This is a genomic window from Chitinophaga sp. 180180018-3 (assembly GCF_037893185.1).
In the GTDB taxonomy this organism is placed as follows: Bacteria; Bacteroidota; Bacteroidia; order Chitinophagales; family Chitinophagaceae; genus Chitinophaga.
This window is the reverse complement of sequence record NZ_CP140772.1, coordinates 5,010,707-5,030,789: the sequence shown is the minus strand read 5'-3', so window position 1 is coordinate 5,030,789 and position 20,083 is coordinate 5,010,707. Positions and strand designations below refer to the sequence as shown.

At 45.6% G+C, this 20,083-nt stretch carries 21 protein-coding genes and 1 tRNA gene; 18 read left to right on the top strand and 4 right to left on the bottom strand.

Features of this window, described 5'->3' with window-relative positions; genetic code table 11:
* The first annotated feature begins 1 nt into the window (after position 1).
* From UNH61_RS19530 to UNH61_RS19515, 4 genes are all read left to right on the top strand, one after another.
* Positions 2 to 574 (top strand): isochorismatase family cysteine hydrolase, encoded by a 573-nt coding sequence (locus tag UNH61_RS19530; protein WP_326993673.1) that lies wholly within the window; start codon positions 2 to 4, stop codon positions 572 to 574.
* 72 nt (positions 575 to 646) lie between these two features.
* Positions 647 to 1,735 (top strand): AI-2E family transporter, encoded by a 1,089-nt coding sequence (locus UNH61_RS19525; protein WP_326993672.1) that lies wholly within the window; start codon positions 647 to 649, stop codon positions 1,733 to 1,735.
* Between the two features lie 17 nt (positions 1,736 to 1,752).
* On the top strand, positions 1,753 to 2,232 hold the full coding sequence (locus UNH61_RS19520; RefSeq protein ID WP_326993671.1) for a hypothetical protein: 480 nt from the start codon (positions 1,753 to 1,755) through the stop codon (positions 2,230 to 2,232).
* Between the two features lie 4 nt (positions 2,233 to 2,236).
* On the top strand, positions 2,237 to 2,755 hold the full coding sequence (locus UNH61_RS19515) for a GNAT family N-acetyltransferase (RefSeq protein ID WP_326993670.1): 519 nt from the start codon (positions 2,237 to 2,239) through the stop codon (positions 2,753 to 2,755).
* Here the strand turns inward: UNH61_RS19515 and UNH61_RS19510 are convergent.
* Both UNH61_RS19510 and UNH61_RS19505 read right to left on the bottom strand, forming a co-directional pair.
* A complete protein-coding gene (locus UNH61_RS19510; protein ID WP_326993669.1) occupies positions 2,752 to 3,069 on the bottom strand; it encodes a hypothetical protein in 318 nt (105 codons plus the stop codon). The two genes, UNH61_RS19515 and UNH61_RS19510, sit on opposite strands and share 4 nt — an antisense overlap.
* 7 nt (positions 3,070 to 3,076) lie before the next feature.
* Entirely contained in the window at positions 3,077 to 3,895 is an 819-nt protein-coding gene (locus UNH61_RS19505; protein ID WP_326993668.1) for a thioredoxin family protein, read from the bottom strand.
* A gap of 132 nt (positions 3,896 to 4,027) precedes the next feature.
* On the opposite strand from UNH61_RS19505, the gene UNH61_RS19500 reads away from it, so the two are divergent.
* From UNH61_RS19500 to UNH61_RS19485, 4 genes are all read left to right on the top strand, one after another.
* Positions 4,028 to 5,017 (top strand): helix-turn-helix domain-containing protein, encoded by a 990-nt coding sequence (locus UNH61_RS19500; RefSeq protein WP_326993667.1) that lies wholly within the window; start codon positions 4,028 to 4,030, stop codon positions 5,015 to 5,017.
* 129 nt (positions 5,018 to 5,146) lie between these two features.
* Entirely contained in the window at positions 5,147 to 7,021 is a 1,875-nt protein-coding gene (locus UNH61_RS19495) for a M1 family metallopeptidase (protein ID WP_326993666.1), read from the top strand.
* An 87-nt stretch (positions 7,022 to 7,108) separates the two neighbouring features.
* A complete protein-coding gene (locus UNH61_RS19490; RefSeq protein ID WP_326993665.1) occupies positions 7,109 to 7,477 on the top strand; it encodes a YccF domain-containing protein in 369 nt (122 codons plus the stop codon).
* Positions 7,478 to 7,642: 165 nt separating this feature from the next.
* On the top strand, positions 7,643 to 8,314 hold the full coding sequence (locus UNH61_RS19485) for a nuclear transport factor 2 family protein (RefSeq protein ID WP_326993664.1): 672 nt from the start codon (positions 7,643 to 7,645) through the stop codon (positions 8,312 to 8,314).
* A 47-nt stretch (positions 8,315 to 8,361) separates the two neighbouring features.
* Here the strand turns inward: UNH61_RS19485 and UNH61_RS19480 are convergent, their stop codons facing one another.
* Positions 8,362 to 8,940 carry a YdeI/OmpD-associated family protein gene (locus UNH61_RS19480; RefSeq protein WP_326993663.1) on the bottom strand — a complete coding sequence of 193 codons (579 nt, stop codon included), beginning with the start codon at positions 8,938 to 8,940 and terminating at the stop codon, positions 8,362 to 8,364.
* Between the two features lie 114 nt (positions 8,941 to 9,054).
* Between UNH61_RS19480 and UNH61_RS19475 the strand changes: the two genes are divergently transcribed.
* The 10 genes from UNH61_RS19475 to UNH61_RS19430 all read left to right on the top strand — a co-directional run bounded on the left by UNH61_RS19475 (position 9,055) and on the right by UNH61_RS19430 (position 16,049).
* Positions 9,055 to 9,127, top strand: a tRNA-Lys gene (locus tag UNH61_RS19475).
* A gap of 253 nt (positions 9,128 to 9,380) precedes the next feature.
* Positions 9,381 to 10,043: a phage integrase SAM-like domain and Arm DNA-binding domain-containing protein gene (locus tag UNH61_RS19470; RefSeq protein WP_326993662.1), complete on the top strand. Its 663-nt coding sequence runs from the start codon at positions 9,381 to 9,383 to the stop codon at positions 10,041 to 10,043.
* Positions 10,040 to 10,342, top strand: a complete 303-nt coding sequence (locus tag UNH61_RS19465; RefSeq protein ID WP_326993661.1) for a hypothetical protein — start codon at positions 10,040 to 10,042, stop codon at positions 10,340 to 10,342. Before UNH61_RS19470 ends, UNH61_RS19465 begins: the two co-directional genes overlap by 4 nt.
* Before the next feature lie 270 nt (positions 10,343 to 10,612).
* Positions 10,613 to 11,461 carry a helix-turn-helix domain-containing protein gene (locus tag UNH61_RS19460; RefSeq protein WP_326993660.1) on the top strand — a complete coding sequence of 283 codons (849 nt, stop codon included), beginning with the start codon at positions 10,613 to 10,615 and terminating at the stop codon, positions 11,459 to 11,461.
* A 98-nt stretch (positions 11,462 to 11,559) separates the two neighbouring features.
* Positions 11,560 to 12,468, top strand: coding sequence for an alpha/beta hydrolase (locus UNH61_RS19455; RefSeq protein WP_326993659.1), 909 nt, complete (start codon positions 11,560 to 11,562; stop codon positions 12,466 to 12,468).
* A 29-nt stretch (positions 12,469 to 12,497) separates the two neighbouring features.
* Positions 12,498 to 13,517: an alpha/beta hydrolase gene (locus UNH61_RS19450; RefSeq protein ID WP_326993658.1), complete on the top strand. Its 1,020-nt coding sequence runs from the start codon at positions 12,498 to 12,500 to the stop codon at positions 13,515 to 13,517.
* 72 nt (positions 13,518 to 13,589) lie between these two features.
* The gene (locus tag UNH61_RS19445) at positions 13,590 to 13,988 is read left to right on the top strand and encodes a cupin domain-containing protein (protein WP_326993657.1); all 399 of its coding nucleotides are present in this window, start codon (positions 13,590 to 13,592) and stop codon (positions 13,986 to 13,988) included.
* A gap of 22 nt (positions 13,989 to 14,010) precedes the next feature.
* Entirely contained in the window at positions 14,011 to 14,646 is a 636-nt protein-coding gene (locus UNH61_RS19440; protein WP_326993656.1) for an NAD(P)H-binding protein, read from the top strand.
* An 88-nt stretch (positions 14,647 to 14,734) separates the two neighbouring features.
* On the top strand, positions 14,735 to 15,349 hold the full coding sequence (locus UNH61_RS19435; protein WP_326993655.1) for an NAD(P)H-dependent oxidoreductase: 615 nt from the start codon (positions 14,735 to 14,737) through the stop codon (positions 15,347 to 15,349).
* 25 nt (positions 15,350 to 15,374) lie between these two features.
* Positions 15,375 to 16,049, top strand: a complete 675-nt coding sequence (locus UNH61_RS19430) for an NAD-dependent epimerase/dehydratase family protein (RefSeq protein WP_326993654.1) — start codon at positions 15,375 to 15,377, stop codon at positions 16,047 to 16,049.
* Between the two features lie 441 nt (positions 16,050 to 16,490).
* On the opposite strand, the gene UNH61_RS19425 is transcribed toward UNH61_RS19430, so the two are convergent.
* Positions 16,491 to 19,628, bottom strand: a complete 3,138-nt coding sequence (locus tag UNH61_RS19425) for an ABC transporter permease (RefSeq protein ID WP_326993653.1) — start codon at positions 19,626 to 19,628, stop codon at positions 16,491 to 16,493.
* Between the last annotated feature and the right edge of the window lie 455 nt (positions 19,629 to 20,083).

Below are 20,083 nucleotides of genomic sequence, written 5' to 3'. Positions count from 1 at the left end.
TATGACATCAACAAATTCATCTACAGTATTGCTGGTAATGGATATCCAGGAAAGGGCGATGAGCATTGCGTCCGACAGCCACCAGCTGACAGCGAATCTTCAAACCGCCATAGCAGCAGCCAGAGCGAAAGGTATCCCTGTGGTATATGCCGTGCTGGGCTTCCGTGAGGGATATCCTGAAGTGCACCCGGAGAACAAAATGTTCCAGCAGCTTTTCAGGAGCGGTGGCTGGTTTGTATTGGAGAAAGATGAGGGGGCGGCTATTCCTGCTGCCGTGGCGCCTTTGCCGGGAGAAATTGTGGTGAACAAAAAAAGAGTGAGCGCCTTTGCCGGATGCGATCTGGAGCTGGTGCTGGGAAGATACCGGGCGGAGCAACTGGTGCTCACGGGGTTGTCGACCAGCGGCGTGGTGCTGAGCACATTGAGAGAAGCTGCAGATAAAGATTACGAGATCACGGTGTTGTCTGATTGCTGTGCCGACAGGGATCCGGAAACACACGATTTCCTGGTGAAAAAGATCTTTCCCAGGCAGGCGACCGTGAAAACTGCCGGTGAGTGGGCAGCAGCATTGTAGGGAACATACGGCGTAGCAATTTTATGCGGTAATGGTGGTATATTTATGTAATAAGCCTAAAACGATTGCCGTATGAATAACCTTCACCGGCCGGCTTCCAGGAACATGATAGAATCTATACTTGTGCTGCTGTTGTTGCTGGCCCTGTTATTGGCGCTGTATGATGTGTTGCGTATCTTTTTCGGCGTACTCACCTTTGCGCTGATCTTTTCTGTGTCGTTTCATCAGCTGTTCGAGCGTATGGCAGTCTGGTTTGGCGGCCGGCGTAAGCTGGCGGCTACGGTTTATGCCATTGTAGTTATCGCTATCATTGCGCTGCCGGTCACCTATATCATTGCTGCGCTGGGTTCGCATATCCGGGAAGCCATACACTGGATTGCCAATGTGAAGGAGAACGGTCTTCCGCCGTTGCCGCAATGGGTTATTAATATTCCTTATGTGGGCGTTGAGATCAGCGACTTCTGGCAGCATCTGCAGGAAAGCCCCAGAGAAACTATTTCCAATAATGTACGGGAGCAGCAGGTGCGTACGGTGCTGCATCATGTTATCAGCAGCGGCGCCGGTATAATCGGAGCGGCGGTGCAGCTGATAATCGGGATTATCATATCCGCATTTTTCCTGGTGAGCGGCGAAAAATCGGTGCGGCCTATCAGGGCCACGGCGGAGCATCTGCTGGGAAAGAAAGAAGGCAGCGACCTGCTGAAAGCTACCACTATGGCAGTGAAGGGCGTATCTATAGGCGTAATGGGCACTGCTTTTATTACCGCTATTGTTGCCTGGATAGGACTTAAAATAGCGGGCATCCCGATTGCGCTGGGATTAGCAGCGGTGGTGTTTTTCCTGGTAGTCATACAAATAGGGCCACTGGTAGTATGGGTACCTGTTACCATCTGGATGGCCATGCAGGGCCATCCGGGGATGACGCTTTTCCTGATCATATACGGTGTAGGGATACTCATAGGAGAGGCGATCCTCAAACCTTACCTGATAGCCCGTAGCGGCAAGCTGCCTTTCCTGGTGTTGTTCCTGGGGGTGATCGGAGGCGTGGCTGCCTGGGGCTTTACAGGGATATTCAAGGGCGCTATTATCGTGGCGGTGTTTTATACAGTATTTAATTCCTGGCTGGAAAGAAAAGGTGGCAAGCCTGCTGCTGCGGAATAGATAGTATATTCGCAAATATGAAAGCAGCTTCTGTCAGCGATATTAAAAAGGAACTAAGTACCCTGCCGCCGTCGGCCTTATCTGCCCTTTGTTTGCGGCTGGCCAGGTATAAACTCGATAACAAGGAACTGCTTAGCTACCTGTTATTTGAGGCACATGATCCGGAAGGTTATCTTACTACCGTGAAAGAAGAAATAGACAGCGGCTTTGAAGAGATGACCGGTGATAAATTGTATCATGCAAAGAAACGCCTGAGGAAGATACTCCGTATAACGAATAAGCATATACGTTATATGGGATCAAAACCGGCAGAGGCGGAGTTGCTGGTATATTTTTGTACAAAGATGAAAGAAAGCGGATTACTATCTTCCTACAGTATCCAGTTAAATAACCTCTATGATCAGCAGCTGAAGAAAATTGAAAAAGTGATAGCCGGCGAGCATGAAGATCTGCAATATGATTATCAGCGTCAGCTGCAGGAGCTGCGAAAAAAATAAATGAATGAAGATCATTATTGAAACCCCCCGTTTGCAGCTGCGTACTTTTGCTGCGTCAGACGACGAATTTATTTTCGAACTGCTGAACACCCCTTCCTGGCTGCAGTATATCGGCGACCGGCAGATCCATACCCTGGCTGATGCGCAACGTTATATCATGAACAACCTGTTGCGGGTATATGCGGAACAGGGATATGGGGCATTGGTAGTGGTGCTGAAGGAAACAGGCAGGCCTATTGGTATGTGCGGCCTCTTTAAACGGAAATACCTGGAAGTACCCGACCTGGGTTTTGCTTTCCTGCCGGAAGTAGAAGGGAAGGGGCTGGCCTATGAAGCCACCATGGCGGTATTGGATTATACAAAAAATGAACTGGCCTTACCTCGGTTGCTGGCTATTACCCAGCAGGATAATCAGCGGTCTATTAATTTATTGAAACGCTCGGGTTTTATCCAGCAGGGAACTATTATGCCGCCGGGAGAGCCGGAAGATCTGGTGTTATTTGATATTGAGCTGAAACATTAGTGCCGGTGCTGCTTATACAGCATCCATAGCCTGGAAGTAACCAGGTAAGTGAGCGACCCCACACACAATACCACGAGCCCGGTTCTCAGCCACGTAGCGGCGGTTACAGACAACCCGATTCCTGTACCGATGGCTACGTATGCAGCCAGGCATAACGGGCACTTCGGAATGAGTGCCAGGGTGATGCCCGGCGCCGCCCATTTTGAGAATTTTACGATGCGTTGCCAGCATGTAAGCGGACCTGTGGTCTGTGCAGGAGCTGTTTTGCGGTGGTCGCTGCCCGTAGCGCCACCGCAGGAACAATATGGTTTCATATGCCGATTAATCGTGGTTACAGCAAGAACCCGGCGTATTTTCTTCGTGATACTTCCCTGTTGGATCTACTTTTCCTCCGGATTGGTATTTATCGTGATGTCTGACCCAGTCGGTCAGGCCCTCGCCTTCATTGCGGCCCAGTGGCGCAATATCGAGGTAGTTATACACTATCAGCTGCAGTTCTCCTCCCCGTGCATAGGTAGAGTAAGTATGGTAGATGTCGCCCGCCGCGTCTTTATAGAAGCAGCTGAGCCCTGGCAGGTCTTCCGTTGTGTGGGATAACCCTTCTAACATACCATAGTTGTAATATACGCTGCCTTTCTCCAGGTCGCTCTTATGGAACGACACATAATAATCGTAGTTGAAATTGTTGTTGCCGGAAGATACCCATTGGAAATGCCAGCCCATCCGTTTTTTGAAGGCTTCCAGCACTTCAATGGGGGCACGGGAAACGGCTACCAGCGATACATCGTGGTTTTCGAGGTGAAGCCGGGAACTGTCGATGGAGTCGGCGCTGAAAGAGCAGCCTACGCAGCCCACTGTTTCATGGGGGCCAAACATAAAATGCTGTATAATCAGCTGGCTGCGGCCATCGAACAGGTCGGACAGGGTTACTTTACCGTTGGGGCCATCGAAAACATAGTTTTCCGTTACTTTCTCCCAGGGCAGTTCCATGCGTTCGCGGGTGAGCTCGTCGCGCAGGCGGGTGTATTGCTTTTCTTTCTGGAGGAATTGTTTCCTGGCAGCGGTCCATTCTTCCCGGGTTACTACTTTATGAGGCGGACGGGCTTTTACTGCCGGTTCAGTGGATGTTTGGGTACTCATAATGTTGCATTTTGATCTGTTACAAATCTCCGGAGTTAACATGAAAATAAAGATGTGCAAACACGCCGATTTAAGGGGGCATTTGTGCCAAATGAAAGCATTATTTTTGTGGGGCAACATTTAACCATGGTCATGAAAACAGTATCACTACTTATTTTCGAAGATGCCATATTATCGTCGCTGGCTGTTGTGATAGATATATTTGCCGGTGTTAATCATTACCTGGAGCAGACGGGCAGGGAACCGGCGTTTAAACTGGAGCTGACCAGCGAAAAAACAAAGCATATACAGCTGCAACGGCCGGCACAATTCATCTGTTATAAGACCATCGACGAAGTGAAACAGGCGGATCTGATCATTGCACCTGCTTTTGAAGGAGCGGCGGATACGATACTGGAAAAGAACAAGGCATTGATTCGCTGGATACAGGACATGTACGAGGGTGGAACCGAAGTGGCGAGCCTTTGTATAGGCAGCTATTTCCTGGCGGAAGCGGGGTTGCTGACGGGTAAGTCCTGCACTTCCCATTGGCAGTCGATCGAGGATATGCGTAACCGTTACCCCGATATCAAACTGCTGCCCGATAAAGTAATGACCGATCAGGATGGCGTGTATACCAGCGGCGGCGCTTTTATTTCCCTGAATCTGGTCATATACCTGATAGAGAAATTCTGCGGCAGGGATGTGAGCATAGCAGTTAGCAAGATGTTTTCCATTGACATCGACCGCGTTTCCCAGGCGCATTTCGCCGTATTCCAGGGCCAGCGGGGCCATGAGGATGAAGGGATTCACAAGGCGCAGAGCTTTATAGAAGCTAATTACGACCAGCAGCTGACCGTAGAGCAGATAGCTGAGCAGGCTAATATGAGCAAGCGCAATTTCATCCGTCGTTTTAAAAGCGCCACCAAAAATACTCCGTTGGAATATTTGCAGCGCGTTAAAATAGAGTCTGCGAAGAAGGAGCTGGAGAAGAGTTCCATCAACATCAGCACATTGATGTATAATGCCGGTTACAACGACATGAAAACATTCCGCCAGGTATTTAAGCGGATCACCGGGCTTACACCAGTGGAATACCGGCGTAAGTACAGCCGGAGGGTTATAGAGGAAGATGCGGCCTGAGTGGTGCGCCCTATGGGTAATCCTAACCAGGGGCCCCTTCTATATGCCCGTTTTTCAGGCAGCTACCAGTTGCTTTCCCATCTCCCGAAAAATTTTTTATGATGGCCTTATCTGCCTATTTTTATCCTTATGACGAAATTATTTTACAGCCTGGTGCTGCTGGCCGGCATCAGCAAGCTGGCCAATGCACAGGAATTATATATGCCGCGGAATATCCGTCAGGCATATGTTAACGGAACGAGAGACAAGAACGGTGCACCCGGGCCGCGTTACTGGCAAAACAAAGGCAGGTACGATATTCATCTGGCAGTGAATCCGCCCGACAGGCGGGTGAATGGCCGGGAAACCATCCATTATGTGAACAACAGTCCGGATGCCCTCCGCGGCGCAGTTATCCGGCTTATTTGTAATCTGCATAAATACCAGTCGCCCCGCTCAGGGTACGTCAGCAAAGACTTCCTGACCGACGGCGTAGTGATCGACACCCTGCTCGTGAACGGCGTACGACAGCCATTCAACAACGACGTAGGCACCGTGGGGCATGTCACATATCCGCAGCCGCTGGCATCGAAAGACAGCATCGTGCTGCAGATCAGCTGGCACTATGATTTATCCGTACAAAGCGGAAGAGAAGGCATGCTCGACAGCACCTCCGTATACATGGCTTACGCCTACCCGCGCGTATCGGTATACGACGACTACAACGGCTGGGATGGCATAGAACATACGGACAGGGCCGAATTTTACAGCGACTTCAACGACTATACCGTATCGGTAACCGTGCCGGATAACTTCGTAGTATGGGGAACAGGCATGCTGCAAAATATCGATGAAGTATTGCAGCCGGAGTTTGCAAAGCGCCTGAAAGCCTCTTATACATCAGACGAGGTGATGCACATCGCCAACAAAGCCGAGATGCAGCAGAAAGTGGTGACCCGCCGAAACGGCCACAATACCTGGAAATTCACTGCCGATCATATTGCAGATGTGACCTACGCCGCCAGCAACCATTATGTATGGGATGCTGCCAGCGCAATAGTTGACAGCTCCACTATGCGACGCGCCAGCATGCAGGCCGCGTACAACGATACCGCCACCGACTTTCATCATTCCGTAGCATTTGGCCAGAACGCGCTGAGATGGTTTTCTCACAACTGGCCGGGCGTGCCGTATCCTTTCCCGGTGATGACCGCCGTGCAGGGATTTGCAGACATGGAATACCCGATGATGGTAAACGACGGCACCGTGGGCGATGACCTGGATTTTGCGCAGCTGGTGCAGGACCACGAGATGGCGCATACCTGGTTTCCGTTTTACATGGGCATCAATGAAACCCGCTATGCATTTATGGATGAAGGCTGGGCCACTACTTTCGAATACCTGATCGGTATAGCGGAGAAAGGAAAGGACGTAGCAGATAATTTCTACAAGAAATTCAGGGTAGAAAAATATATCAATAGCCCCGCTACGGAAGAAGATCAGCCCATCATCAGCATGTCGACCCAGGTGAGCGGAGCCGGCTACGGCCATAACTCTTACGGAAAAGCATCGTTATCTTACCTGGCCATAAAAGACCTGCTGGGCGATGCGCGGTTTAAGCGCTGCTTACACGCGTACATGAGTAACTGGCATGGAAAACATCCGATTCCCTGGGACTATTTTAACTCGTTCAATACCGCTGCCGGCGAGAACCTCAACTGGTTCTGGAACAACTGGTTTTTCAGCAATAACTATATTGATCTGACACTGGCTGGCGTAGAACAGAAAGGTAAGAAAGCCAGTTTGCGCATCGTTAATACCGGCGGGTTTGCCGTGCCGTTTGATGTGGTTGTTACGTATGCAGATGGCACAACGCAGCGTTTCCACCAAACACCGGCCATCTGGAAAGCTAATACCAAAGCGGCCCGGCTGGAGCTGACACTGGCGAAAGAAGCCAGGGAAATACAGCTGGACGGTAATCTGTTCATGGACGCAAACGTGAAAGACAACGTCTGGAAGCGATAACATCTGTAACCGGGTGGGTGCTCCCTCACCCGGGTTTTATTCCGTGAGTGGTTTTCTAATATCAGTGAAGGAAGTTACATTTGAAGTATGAATCTGATAGGTAATATCATATGGCTCATCTTCGGAGGCTTCGTTGCATTTATCCAGTATATGATCAGCGGGATATTGCTATGCCTGACGATTATAGGAATACCCTTCGGTATTCAGTGTTTTAAAATAGGGTTCCTGGTACTGATGCCATTCGGCAGGCAGGTGCGTGAATCCGGCGGGCAGACGGGGTGTTTGTCTACGCTCTTCAATATCATCTGGATCTTCATTGGCGGGATCTGGATAGCTTTGACCCATCTTTTCTTTGGGTTGCTACTGGCGATTACTATTATAGGGATTCCCTTTGCGCGTCAGCATTTTAAGCTGATGAGTTTGAGTTTTACTCCTTTTGGGAAAGAGATTTATTAGCTTTTATTCGCTATATTTGCTGCATCATTATCATCTCCACATATCTGTTAAGGATCCTCAAAGATCCCTCTTCCCGGAAAGGGAACCGGGTTTCCTTTCACTAACATTTTCCTGAAACATATTTAATCATATCAGCAGGGTGATTCTGCTGTCATCTTTGTATACATGACATCATCCAATAACCGCGCTACCGTATTGGCAGCGCTCAGGCACCTCATTGGTGAACGGAATACAGCCGTTATAGATACTTACGTGCACGATTCTTATATGCAGCATAGCCCGCAGGTAAAGGACGGGAAATCAGGGCTGCTGGAGGCGTTAAACCACTTAAAGCAGTTGCCGCCACCGCCTCCGTCGGCTGCTTCTCCAGTGGTGCGTACCATTGCCGATGGCGATTATGTAATGCTGCATATGAACGTTGCTTTTATGGGTAAAAAACTGGTTGTTGTGGATCTTTATCGCCTCGAAGACGGGAAGCTGGCGGAGCACTGGGATGCGACGCAGGAGCAGCCTTTTGGCGTGGATTTAACCGCAGGCGCTTCAGTAGTGGAAGACCTGGAATTGACTGCTGTTAATAAAGACGTGGTGCGCCGGTTTTACCATGACTGGGATGCCCGTTTGTTTTCGGAAGATTTTATTCCGCATAGTGCTTCTTTACCGGAGCCAGGCCGGGTTCATCGTATACTGGGAGAGGGGAACTTTGTGATGGTGCAGTCGTCGCGTGGGGATGCTGTTTTTTATGACATATGGAGATTGAAGGATCAGCTGCTGGCCGAGCATTGGCAGGTTGCGCAGGTGATTCCTGTGGTGATGCCACATGGTAATGGCATGATTTAATCTTTGTTTTTAACAGCCAGGTCGTTTGCTTTTTGTGAGCGGCCTGGCTAATGAAATTTTTCTCCTTTCGCGAACATTTCGATGAACATGGCGATGCGTTTGGCCCTTGTTTCAGGCTTTTTCGCAGATTGCAGCCGGAAGTAGATGGCGAATAAATTTTGTTTGTTGAGTGTATCGAAGAAGGCTTTTGCTTTCTTGTTTTTCTTTAGTGCAGTCATGAAGTCTTCCGGGATGGTTGCTTCTTTTGATGTGGCGTAAGCTTTTTCCCAGCGACCGTCGGCTTTGGCTTTCTCTACCTCCAGGATGCCTGCGGGCTTCATTTTGCCGGCAGCGGTGAGGCGGGCGATATGTTGTGTATTTCTTTCCGACCAGATGCTTTTAGGGCGGCGTGGGGTGAATTTTTGTTTGAAAGTAGCTGCGTCTATTGATTTAGACATGCCGTCGATCCAGCCGTAGCAGAGGGCTTCTTCGAGTGCCTGGGCGTAGTTGATGGAAGGCGTGTTGGTATGTTTTTTATGCATGAGTAGCCAGACGCCATCGGACTGGGCGTGATTTTTTTCGAGCCAGTCGGCCCATTGCTGCTGGGTTTCGAAGGGGAGGATTGGTAGTTCTTTAGGTGTTTCCATGCTAACGAAGGTACGGTATTGGATGGCGTGTATGCGTGGGAGTTAGGGAATTTTTTTAGAAAAATTTGGTAGAATGGAATTAATGACTACTTTTGCACTCCCATTGGATGGGAGGATTCCCTAGCTCAGTTGGTAGAGCAATACACTTTTAATGTATGGGTCTTGGGTTCGAGTCCCAAGGGGATCACAACAAAGAAAACAAAGGAAGTTAAAGCCGCTTGAATCGTAGGATTTAAGCGGCTTTTCCGTTTTTACCATATAAAGGTAAATCATACAAAACGAATCTGAAAGGATACAAAAAAGGATACACAAAAAAAATCTAAGTTTAGTGTATCCTTTTTTCTGGTAGATGCTTATCAGTAAGGGTTTTTAGGACTTGCAAACCGATACAAAACAAACCAAACAAAACCAAAAAATCGGAACCTAAAACTTATTGAATTATGAAAGTAAGTCAAGAGTTATCAATCCTCTTTCATCTCCGGTATGATAACAACAATTCCAATGGCAAGGCAACCATCTGCGTTCGTATCACTGTGACAGGGTTTCCCCGGGATGGATTTTCCCTCGGATACAAAGTGGACCCTGCAAAGTTTAATAAGAATTCCGGCGCTATTGTCGGGAAGTCTGCGGAAGCTGTTGAAATCAATAACCACCTGCAGCATGTAAAGAGTGAACTTATTCGCCATTACAACCTCTTAAAAGCTGTTGATCCTACCGTAACCCCAACGATGATAAAAAATTCCTATAACGGCATCAACAGGGAAAAGCGCACACTTCTGGAAGTCTGCGACTTTCATAATCAGAAATTTCAGGAAAAGGTAGACAAGGACAAACGGAAAGGTAGCACCATGAAAAAGTGGATTACTACTAAAGACAAATTATCAGCTTTCCTGAATTCAGTTTTCAGAATGAAAGACATTCCGTTAGGGAAAATCGAACTTGCATTTGCCGAAGATTTTTTTGATTATCTCACCCTTACGGATGGGCTCCAGGATAACACCGCCATGAAGTACCTGAAAAATACAAAGCAGTTGTTGAAATTAGCTGAGCAGCGAAAATGGGTACAGTGTAATCCACCGAGGTTGCCGGTACCCGGCATATGAAAATTTGTGGACAAGACTATACCGCACACAGTTACGATTGGTACATTGATGATGCCATCTCACTGGCCGCGCGTTGGAAACCTGGTCAGATCACCTACCAACGTATCCTTCATCTGCGTAACTGGATTAGGGAGAACTACCAGCATGACCATAATGTTTCCTATCAGCGACTCCATTCGTTACAGGGATGCCGGAAATGGGTGGAAGTCGTCATTCATGCTGAATACCGCCATGCGCCGGACGAGTTCAAAACCGATTATCAGCAGAGGTTATCGGAAAACAAAGTCATTTTTTCATAGGGAAACAACCTCAAAACAATGTACACTTATAGGATAAGACCTCCCACATCAGGAACTTGGCCGTGCATTCACGGCTAATAACTCCGCCCTGGTTTATTTTAACCCCGAATTGTTTAAAACACCCGAACAGATTAGTATACAGTTGCCCAAAGTATCTTACCGGACCTACGGGCAAATCCGTAAAATGTTTCGTTCTTCAAGTGAAATGTTTCGTTTTCGGACCTGCACAAAGTATAATTTTGTATTTTTAAAAGGCTAATATTTCCCATATTGAGCAAAATATATAACATACCATCTTTTCTAAAATACATAAATGTCAACGGTACCAACAGCGATACCGTTCAGGTTATCTGCTATGATGAGCATAAAAATATTCGACTGCAATCGCCCCCGGTAGAACTTGATTTTTATTTAATAGCGATTAAAAATAATATTGAAGTACAGCCTCCTATAGAGGAAATGTCCAGCTCGTATCTGTTTTTGGACAAGCCGGGAAATCAGATGGAGTGGGATTTGTCAGGCCCATTTTGCGGATATGGCATATTTGTCAGTGCAAAGTTGCTGGACAGGTTTGCAAAAGATTATACGTTTACCGGATACAACCGCCACGAAGCCTTATTCCTAACAGACAGAGAAAGTAAAATCCTACATGACTTATTTGTTAAAGCTTTTGAGGAATATCAAAGAAATAATTTCTCCGAGGATGTGCTGGTATCTTATGCAACGTTGATATTATCCTACACGCAAACTTTTTACGAACGTCAGTTTGAAGCCCGTAGTAAAATCTACAATAAAGTAGTGGCTAATTTCTATAAACAACTGGATCAGTATTTCAGCAATAGCAGGGGCGTGGCAGCTTTTCCGACAGTTGCAGGTTTTGCGGACAAAGCCAATCTGTCTGTCAATTATTTTGGAGATGTTATCAAACATTTTACAGGACATTCTCCTATAGAGCATATTCACCAGTATATTGTACAACTTGCCAAGAAGAAATTACGTGAAACCAAGCTAACCATTAATGAGATCGCCTATAGTCTGGGTTTCGAGTATCCCACCTATTTCACCCGTTTTTTTCGTCAAAGAACTGGTATTTCCCCCAGGGTTTTTAGAAACCAGTAAAATGTTTCGTTTTTAGAGTGTTTCGTTTTCAAAAGTAGCTTACATGTCAGCATAACTTTGCCTTACTAAAGTAACTGAACAGTTAAAAAAGTAAAGGTATGGAATCGCAAAAAGTAAGTTTCAGAAACAAAGAGCTTATAATGGCAGGTAATCTTTTCCTGCCAAATAATTTTGACGAAACAAAAAAATATTCCGCCATTGTAGTGGGGCATCCCGCCGGCGGTGTGAAAGAACAAACAGCTGGAATTTATGCTTCCAAAATGGCCCAAAAAGGATTTGTAGCCATAGCCTTTGATGCCAGCTATCAGGGCGAAAGTGAAGGCCTTCCCCGTCATCAGGAAATCCCGTATTTCCGGGTAGAAGATGTAAGTGCTGTCGTAGACTTTTTAACAACCTTGCCTTATGTAAATGCAAATAGTATTGGTGGTATTGGCATCTGCGCCAGTGGCGGATACGTTACAGCTGCAGCCAGGCAAGATCATCGTATCAGTGCCTTGGTAACCGTAAGTGGTGTTGATATTGGTGAAATGTATCACAAAGGTTGGAATGGTAAAGGAGGAGCCGTAAATATTTCTGAAACACTTATAACTGTCGGAAATCAATGTACTGCCGAAGCAAACGGTGCTAAACCTGTTTATCTGAATTGGGTTGGTGAAAGGAACGAAGCATGGGGAAAAGAGGCAACAGATGGATATGATTACTACAGAACGGAGAGAGCCCGGCACCCTCATTCTACCGGAGAATATCTCTTAACCGATTTGAGCCGCCTGATGGCTTTCCGGGCTTTTGACCGGATAGACACTTTGCTTACACAGCCTTTATTGGTAATAGCGGGAAGTATTGCCCAATCTAAATGGAATAGTGATTTCCTGTACGAGAATGCAGCCAGCAAAAATAAAGAATTCTTTATCGTGGATGGCGCCAATCACTTTGATCTCTATGATATCCCGCAGTATGTGGATCAGGCCATTGAAAAGATGACAGCTTTTTTTCAGCATAATCTTTAATCTTAAAAAAATCATTAAAAAATTAGAACATGGAAAATCAAATCAATTTAGCAGGAATGGAACATCAGCCAACTGCTACAGCGAGAATGCCCAAAGAATTATTGGAAGCAGCCAAAAAGCAAATGGACGAAATTTCGGCAGAAGACTATGCCAAGGTGATGGGGTTGGTAAATGTTTGTAAAAGGGAATGGCGTAGCATTCTTCACAAAACACCGGACGATTATGGTATGGCAAATTGGGAAGATATTTATTTTCCTGCGGATGATGGCGTGCCACTTAGCGGATGGTATATTCCGGCAAAAGGAGGCGAAAGCAATAAGCTGATAATTTTCAACCATGCATTACCTATGTCCCGTGCAGGTTTTCAGGGACACATGGGAATGCCTTGGGCTAGTCTTACGGATATCGAAATCGATTTCGTGTACCAGATGAAAATTCTAACCGACGCAGGTTATAATGTGTTGGCTTATGACCTTAGAAACCATGGACAGAGTGGAACAGCAAACGGTGGAATGAGTGGTATTGGTCAATTGGAATGGCGTGATTGTGTTGGTGTGAAAAAATATGTGGATAATCATCCAAGGTTGGGCAAAATGAAAGTAGCTTTGTTCAATCAGTGTTTAGGCGCAATTTCACAATGGGTGGCTTTAGATAAACATCCTGAGTTATTTGCAAACGTAGAATGTTTTTGTAGTCCATTAGTTCCCAATATGGGCCCAATTTATCAGGCATTTTCGGAATTGTACGGTGTATCACAATACCTTGATTTATTAGATTTTGAATTATTGAAAGCAGGCGGTTTTTCCCGTACTGAAATGGATCCCAAAAAATATGCAAAAAATGTGAAAATGCCATTGTTGATGTGGCAGGTTGAACACGATTCATGGACAAAAAACCCGGAAACTGACCAGGCTACATTTGATGCCATTCCGGGAAATAACAAGGAACTTATCTGGATAGACAGTACCCTTCGTTTTAAAGACGGCTACAACTACTTCGGGCGAAATCCTGAAAAAGTGTTGGCTTTCTTAGATAAATATATGAAGTAAGAGTAACGCTACGGAAGGTCTTACCATCTTCCGTAGTTTTTTAAAAAATTAATAGCAACAACAAAAGATAAGATGTATTCAGAAAAGGAAATAATTGAAATGGGATTTCAACCCGCTCCCGCGGATTATTTCACGGGGAAGGCCTGGTTAAAGAGCTATGTTTTCCCGGATGATAATACAAATGCCTACATTGGCGAGGTACTCTTTGAACCTGGCACACGAAACAACTGGCATACGCATGGAAGCAACCAGATTTTATTGGTGCGTGAAGGTATTTGCTACTGTCAGGAAGAAGGCAAGCCTATACAAAAAATCAACGCAGGAGATTTTGTAAACATTATGCCCGGTGTTAAACATTGGCATGGAGCATCGCCTGATGAAGTGATGATACATACGGCTATTGGCATCAATGCGGAGAAGGGATTAGTGACCTGGATGGAGCCGGTTACCGATATGCAATACAACCAATAAGAAAATATCAAAAAAAGTATAAATGAAAACAAAAGTTTTAGTGCTGGGGGCTGGCGGAGCTATTGCACAGCACGTCATATCGTTTCTTCTGAAAAATGAAAATATTGAGTTAACATTGTTTGCACGACATGCTGAACAATTGAATGACTTTAAATCATCAGCGAAAATTATCAAAGGTGATGTATTAAACAAAGAAGATATAAACAATGCTGTCAAAGGACAGGATATTGTATATGCCAATCTATCGGGGGCGGTTGACCAGATGGCAAAAGTGATTGTAGAAGCAATGAATGCCAACGGAGTTAAGCGGTTGATTTTCGTAACGGCTTTGGGTATTTACAATGAAGTAGCTGGCAAGTTTGGCGAATGGAATAGCCGTATGATAGGTGCTGAGTTGGTTCGGTACAGAAAAGCGGCTGATGTTATTGAAAAATCGGCCCTTGATTATACCATCGTACGCCCGTCCTGGCTGACAGATAAGGACGAAACAGATTACGAAACTACCCAGAAGGGTGAAAAGTTTACGGGAACAGAAGTAGCAAGAAAAGCTGTTGGTGCTTATATTACGGCTGTTATTGAAAACCCATCAAACGACGTAAAAGCAAGTGTGGGAATAAATAAGCCCGGAGTTTACGGGGATAAGCCTGCTTTTTATTAATAGGTTATTCTATAAAATGCACTAAAGCCTTTTTCCATTCTTTCGAAATGGGAACAACCGATGTATAAAGGTTAATTAGAACAAAAAAATGAATAGTAAGAAAAACGCTCTACTGATCAATACACATCTGACCTATCCGAACAGATCAGAAGGGAGATTGAACGCATCCCTTCAGAACGTGGCGCGGGATTTTTTCATATCCAAGGGGTATGCGGTGTTGGAAACCAAAGTGGAGGACGGGTACGACCCAGTAGAAGAAGTTGCCAAGCATCTACAGGCAGATATCATCATTTTGCAAACCCCTATCAATTGGTTCGGAGCCCCCTGGATTTATAAAAAATATGCTGATGAACTTTTTGAGGCTGGTCATGCCAAACGTGAATTTTTGGAGGGCGACGGGCGCAGCAGATTGGACTCAACCAGGCAATATGGTTCCGGAGGGAAGTTACTGGGCAAAAAATTTATGGTGTCGGCCACGTGGAATGCACCAGGAGAAGCATTCGGGGATTCTGAGCAAAGGCTGATGAAAGGCAAAACAACCGCAGACCTGCTGCTGAACATTACCAGCAACTACGCATTTTGTGGCTGTGTCATCCTTCCGGGATTTAACAGCTTTGATGTGGTTAAGAATGGTACGCCAAAAGAAGACCTTGAAAATTACAGCATCCATCTGGCAGGTGTCTTAGGAAAAATTCCCTTATAGATAACAGTAAACGCTAACCTTTAAGATGAGAAAATTGGAATTAAAAGTTATTATAACCGGAGCTACTGGAATGGTAGGTGAGGGCGTGTTACAGGAATGTATAGGCAATTCAGTAGTGAAGAAAATATTGCTTATCAATCGCAGCCCGAGTGGTTATTCCCATCCCAAAATTGAAGAGCTACTTCACCGGGATTTTAATGACCTTTCCCCAATTGCAGAGAAAATACAAGGCTATGATGCCTGCTATTTCTGTGCTGGGATTTCCTCCGTCGGAAAGACTGAAAAGGAATACACGAAACTCACTTATAATCTTACAACAAATTTCGCTTCCGCTATGGCGGCGATTAACCCGCAAATGACCTTCTGTTATATTTCCGGGCAAGGAACTGACAGCTCTGAAAAGGGAAAAAGCATGTGGGCGCGAGTGAAGGGAAGAACAGAGAATGCTTTAACGAAATTACCATTCAAAGCTGTTTATAATTTCCGACCTGCATTTATGCAGCCAACAAAAGGGGCTAGAAATGTAAAAGGTTTTTACAAAGTAATTAATGTACTATATCCTTTCCTAAGAATATTTAGTAAGTCTTTTTTTATGACCTTAAAAGAAGTAGGCAATGCAATGCTCAGTGTCACCATGTATGGTTACGGAAAGAATATTCTGGAAACCGAGGACATACTCTTGTTGAGTAAGAGAAAATAAAAGGTATTTACAGCATGCAAGGATGAACAGCTCTAACTGTTCATCCTTGTTTACCTCTTAAAAAGCAAAATGATGTTTGATATATCGAAACAAAAAGTCAGCGTCAAATGTGGATGCGGCAGAAACCATCAGGTTACATTAAAGGACGTGGCTACCAGGAGGACGGTACGATGTTCTTGTGGAGTCCATATCCAATTGGAAGATGGTAATGGGTCCGTAAAACGAAGCATTTCTGATACGAACCAATCCTTTAATGATCTTGAAAAAGTGCTAAGAAGGTTTGGACGGTAATTTTTCAACCTTCAATAGTATCATTAGGTGTGATAGCTAATACTTGAACTAACAATTAATAAAATATAGTCAACATTCCATCTTACAGTTATCATAACATACAAGTAATAATCTAATATATTACAACCGGTTTCCCTTGAACAAGAGGTGTCATTCTGTTTTTAAGCTCTTCACCGGGTTGGCCAGGGCGGCTTTGACCGATTGGAAGCTCACCGTTAGGAGTGCAATCAAAATAGCGCCAAGCCCTGCTGCCGCAAACATCCACCAACTGATGTTGATCCTATATGCGAAATTCTGAAGCCAGGTGTTCATAGCCCACCAGGCAATAGGCGAAGCAATAAGAATTGCCAGCAACACCAGCTTTATAAAGTCTGCAGACAACAAGGTAGTGATGCGCTGTACACTGGCGCCTAATACCTTGCGAATGCCGATCTCTTTTCTGCGCTGTTCGGCCATAAAGGCTGAAAGGGCGAATAATCCTAAACAGGCAATGAGGATGGCAAATACCGCGAAGCTTGTAAAAATGGTGCCGGTGCGCAGTACATCGGCATACATACTGGCGAACTCCTGGTCAAGGAAAGTATAGCGGATTGGTTGATCGGGTGAGAACTTTTTCCAGATGTCCGAAATGCCGGTAACGGTATTTTGCACATTCGCTCCGCTGAACTTTACTAGCATCATTGACGGACTGAGACTGAAATGAAGCACAATGGGTTCGATACTGCTGCGCAATGATTCGAAATTAAAGTCCTGTACAACACCAATAACTGTAAACACACCGCCGCCGTTGTTAATGCGCATACCGACAGGATTTTTCAAACCAAGTTTTTTGACCATGGTTTGATTGATAATGACTGATCCGCCTGCCGTGTCACTAGCCATATTATAGGAGAAATTCCGGCCTTCGACTAACTTAATGCCCAATGATTCCAGGTAACTATCGTCTACCTGCCAAAACTGCCCCCCAACTCCCTGGTCGAGCTTTCCGCGCCCTTCTATGAAGAATATATTTCCGTTACGAAGGGTGCCACTTATCGGTAAATAATCGCTTATCGATACGCTTTTTACCGTGGCAATTTGGGTTAATGCTGTTTTGAAACTGCTGATATTTTGATCACCCAGCGTATTGGTGCCATGCAATACCATTACCTGGTCCTTATCAAAGCCCACCTTGTGGTTCAGGATAAAGTGCATTTGGCTGTAAATAACAATGGTGCCGATGATCAATATAATGGAGGCAGCGAACTGGAAGACCACCAGGCCGTTTCGCAGTAAGGGGCTTTTGCTCCCGTTGCTGATAGTGCCTTTTAATACCTGCACTGGCTGGAAGCTGGAAAGATAAAAGGCAGGATATAAACCGGCAAGCGCACCAATAATTATGGCTGAAACCAAGATAACCGGCACAAACCACCATTCCAGCCATGGTATTGCGATGGAATTGGATGCGACGGTATTGAAATAAGGCAATAACAGCCACGCCAAAGCGATACCTAAAATAAACGAGATGAAGCTGTAGATCAGTGATTCGGTAATAAACTGCATAATGAGGCTGCTGCGGTATGAGCCTACAACTTTGCGCAGACCTACCTCTTTGGCGCGGTTAACCGATTTGGCAGTGGAGAGATTGATAAAATTGATGCATGCAATAGCCAGGATGAATATGGCAATAGCGCCGAACAGCCAGATAAAGTGTATATCCCCGTTCGTTATTCCATCCGAAAAATCATAAGAATAAAGGTTAATATCTTTTACCGGTTGCAGGTGAAAAGAGATCTTGTTAACTTCTTTTTCAGGTTCTTTCATACCTCCTCTTAGGAAATTAGGCAGCCAATAATTTTTTCCGATGCCAGCGTTGAGTTTTTTTTCAAATGCTGCCACATCGGTGCCGGCTTTTAGTTTAATGTATTGGGCATAGTTAAACCAATTCCAGTCATTCTGCTCGTTGTCCCCAAACTCCATCCCGGACAATGTAAGGAAAAAGTTGAATGGGTGTAAATGCGAGGTTGTAGGAATGTCGGCCATCACTGCGCTGATGCGATAGGGGTGAGCCTTATCATTGTCAATGTACATCACCTGGCCAACTGGGTTCTGACCATGATAGTACTTATCGGCTATGGTTTGGGAGATCACCATCGTTAGCGGCTCCTTTAAAGCTGTGCTGCCGTTGCCAGATACCATTGGCAATTGCAAAACGTCGAGGAATGACTGATCAGCGTAAATAATGCCCTGCTCGTAAGTGTTTTGAGCCTGGTCGGCACGGCGCAGCTCCGCGTGGCCAACGTATGAATTAATTGGCCTGATACGCCCTGAATAGGCAACTTCGGGAAAATCGTTCTGAATAGCCCTGGACAACGGCGCCGGCCACCCCAATCCCTTATCTATTGTGCCGACGCCTGCAACGCGGTAAATGCGGTCCGCGTCAGGATAAAAGCGATCGTAATTCATCTGGTTATGAATATATAATCCGATAAGCAAACAAGCAGCGATGCCCAGGGCGAATCCGCCGATCTTGATTGCCGCATACATTTTTTCCTTACGCAGCTGGCGGTAAGCGATCTTAAGATAAAGTCTTATCATGTTATTGCGTTTTGATGTTTCTGTCACCCAATTTGGCGGGCTTTCCGAACGCAATATTACCTGCTTGATTCTTGACCGGGGTGCCAACTTATCATTTGGAACCTCTTTTTTCAAGCTGTTTTTGTATTCCACCGGGGTTTTGCCGGTCATTTCTTTGAAAACCCGGTTGAAAGTTGTTTTGGAATTAAACCCGGACTCATAGGCAATAGCCAGCAGCGTGAGCCGGTCGCAGGCCGGGTCCTGCATTTTCCGGGCAACTTCACGAACCCGGAATTCGTTTATAAAATCACTGAAGTTCTTTTTCAGTCCGGAGTTGATTATCCTGGATAAGTCATGCGGGAGGATATTCAGTTTCACCGCAAGTGAAGTCAATGTAAGTTCGGTATCCTCGTAGAGGCGATTTGCGACCACGGCTTCTTTTAGTCTCCGGCCTCTCTCCTTTGCATCCGATCTATCGGCTATCGGCGTCGTCAACTGCACACTGCTGTCCGATTTCAACATCACTTCCACGGCAATTAAAATCAGTACAAAGGCAACAGCCAAATAGAAAGTAGCACTAAACATTGATAACACACAGAACAAGCCTAGCAAGTGCAACACTTTGGCCAGTCGCCGGAAAGCAAAACGTGCTCTGTCCATCAGCACCAGCCGCTGTCGGCGATAGAAATCCTCTATCAGCCGGCGCGATAGGTACAAATAGATTGTGACCAAACTTAAAACCAGCCAGGCCGGCATCCAAAATCCTACTAGTAAAGGGCAAAAATGAAGCATATCTTCCCAGCGGAACCGCCGGTCCTGGCATGTTAGCTGCCGTACATACAAATAAAACAGCGGACCCAGTGCTGGTAAAAAAAACGGTGTAAGCCCACCGGTCTTCAATACGATTACTGTCAAGGCCAAACTTAAAAACCGGTTAGCTTTTTGGTCTGCTCTTTTTGCCAATCCTAAAAGCATCGCAAGCGTCAGTCCCGAAAAAAGGGTGGCCATGCAGGCCTGGTTATACAGGTTTATACCGAATATATAAGGACTCATGTAAATTAAGCCCCCAATCGTTGTTCCAAAATACTAACACATTGGCATATAATTTATTATAAAGTATTTTTAGGGATATATTGTTCCAAAACCGGACAGGTGGTCGTTCGGTTTTGAATTCCCTTGTGTCGTCC

Excerpts from the sequence above, each read along its gene's own strand:
- UNH61_RS19530 (WP_326993673.1), top strand. The coding sequence starts at position 2 with ATGACATCAACAAATTCATCTACAGTATTGCTGGTAATGGATATCCAG.
- UNH61_RS19525 (WP_326993672.1), top strand. The coding sequence starts at position 647 with ATGAATAACCTTCACCGGCCGGCTTCCAGGAACATGATAGAATCTATA.
- UNH61_RS19520 (WP_326993671.1), top strand. The coding sequence starts at position 1,753 with ATGAAAGCAGCTTCTGTCAGCGATATTAAAAAGGAACTAAGTACCCTG.
- UNH61_RS19515 (WP_326993670.1), top strand. The coding sequence starts at position 2,237 with ATGAAGATCATTATTGAAACCCCCCGTTTGCAGCTGCGTACTTTTGCT.
- UNH61_RS19510 (WP_326993669.1), bottom strand. The coding sequence starts at position 3,069 with ATGAAACCATATTGTTCCTGCGGTGGCGCTACGGGCAGCGACCACCGC.
- UNH61_RS19505 (WP_326993668.1), bottom strand. The coding sequence starts at position 3,895 with ATGAGTACCCAAACATCCACTGAACCGGCAGTAAAAGCCCGTCCGCCT.
- UNH61_RS19500 (WP_326993667.1), top strand. The coding sequence starts at position 4,028 with ATGAAAACAGTATCACTACTTATTTTCGAAGATGCCATATTATCGTCG.
- UNH61_RS19495 (WP_326993666.1), top strand. The coding sequence starts at position 5,147 with ATGACGAAATTATTTTACAGCCTGGTGCTGCTGGCCGGCATCAGCAAG.
- UNH61_RS19490 (WP_326993665.1), top strand. The coding sequence starts at position 7,109 with ATGAATCTGATAGGTAATATCATATGGCTCATCTTCGGAGGCTTCGTT.
- UNH61_RS19485 (WP_326993664.1), top strand. The coding sequence starts at position 7,643 with ATGACATCATCCAATAACCGCGCTACCGTATTGGCAGCGCTCAGGCAC.
- UNH61_RS19480 (WP_326993663.1), bottom strand. The coding sequence starts at position 8,940 with ATGGAAACACCTAAAGAACTACCAATCCTCCCCTTCGAAACCCAGCAG.
- UNH61_RS19470 (WP_326993662.1), top strand. The coding sequence starts at position 9,381 with ATGAAAGTAAGTCAAGAGTTATCAATCCTCTTTCATCTCCGGTATGAT.
- UNH61_RS19465 (WP_326993661.1), top strand. The coding sequence starts at position 10,040 with ATGAAAATTTGTGGACAAGACTATACCGCACACAGTTACGATTGGTAC.
- UNH61_RS19455 (WP_326993659.1), top strand. The coding sequence starts at position 11,560 with ATGGAATCGCAAAAAGTAAGTTTCAGAAACAAAGAGCTTATAATGGCA.
- UNH61_RS19450 (WP_326993658.1), top strand. The coding sequence starts at position 12,498 with ATGGAAAATCAAATCAATTTAGCAGGAATGGAACATCAGCCAACTGCT.
- UNH61_RS19445 (WP_326993657.1), top strand. The coding sequence starts at position 13,590 with ATGTATTCAGAAAAGGAAATAATTGAAATGGGATTTCAACCCGCTCCC.
- UNH61_RS19440 (WP_326993656.1), top strand. The coding sequence starts at position 14,011 with ATGAAAACAAAAGTTTTAGTGCTGGGGGCTGGCGGAGCTATTGCACAG.
- UNH61_RS19435 (WP_326993655.1), top strand. The coding sequence starts at position 14,735 with ATGAATAGTAAGAAAAACGCTCTACTGATCAATACACATCTGACCTAT.
- UNH61_RS19430 (WP_326993654.1), top strand. The coding sequence starts at position 15,375 with ATGAGAAAATTGGAATTAAAAGTTATTATAACCGGAGCTACTGGAATG.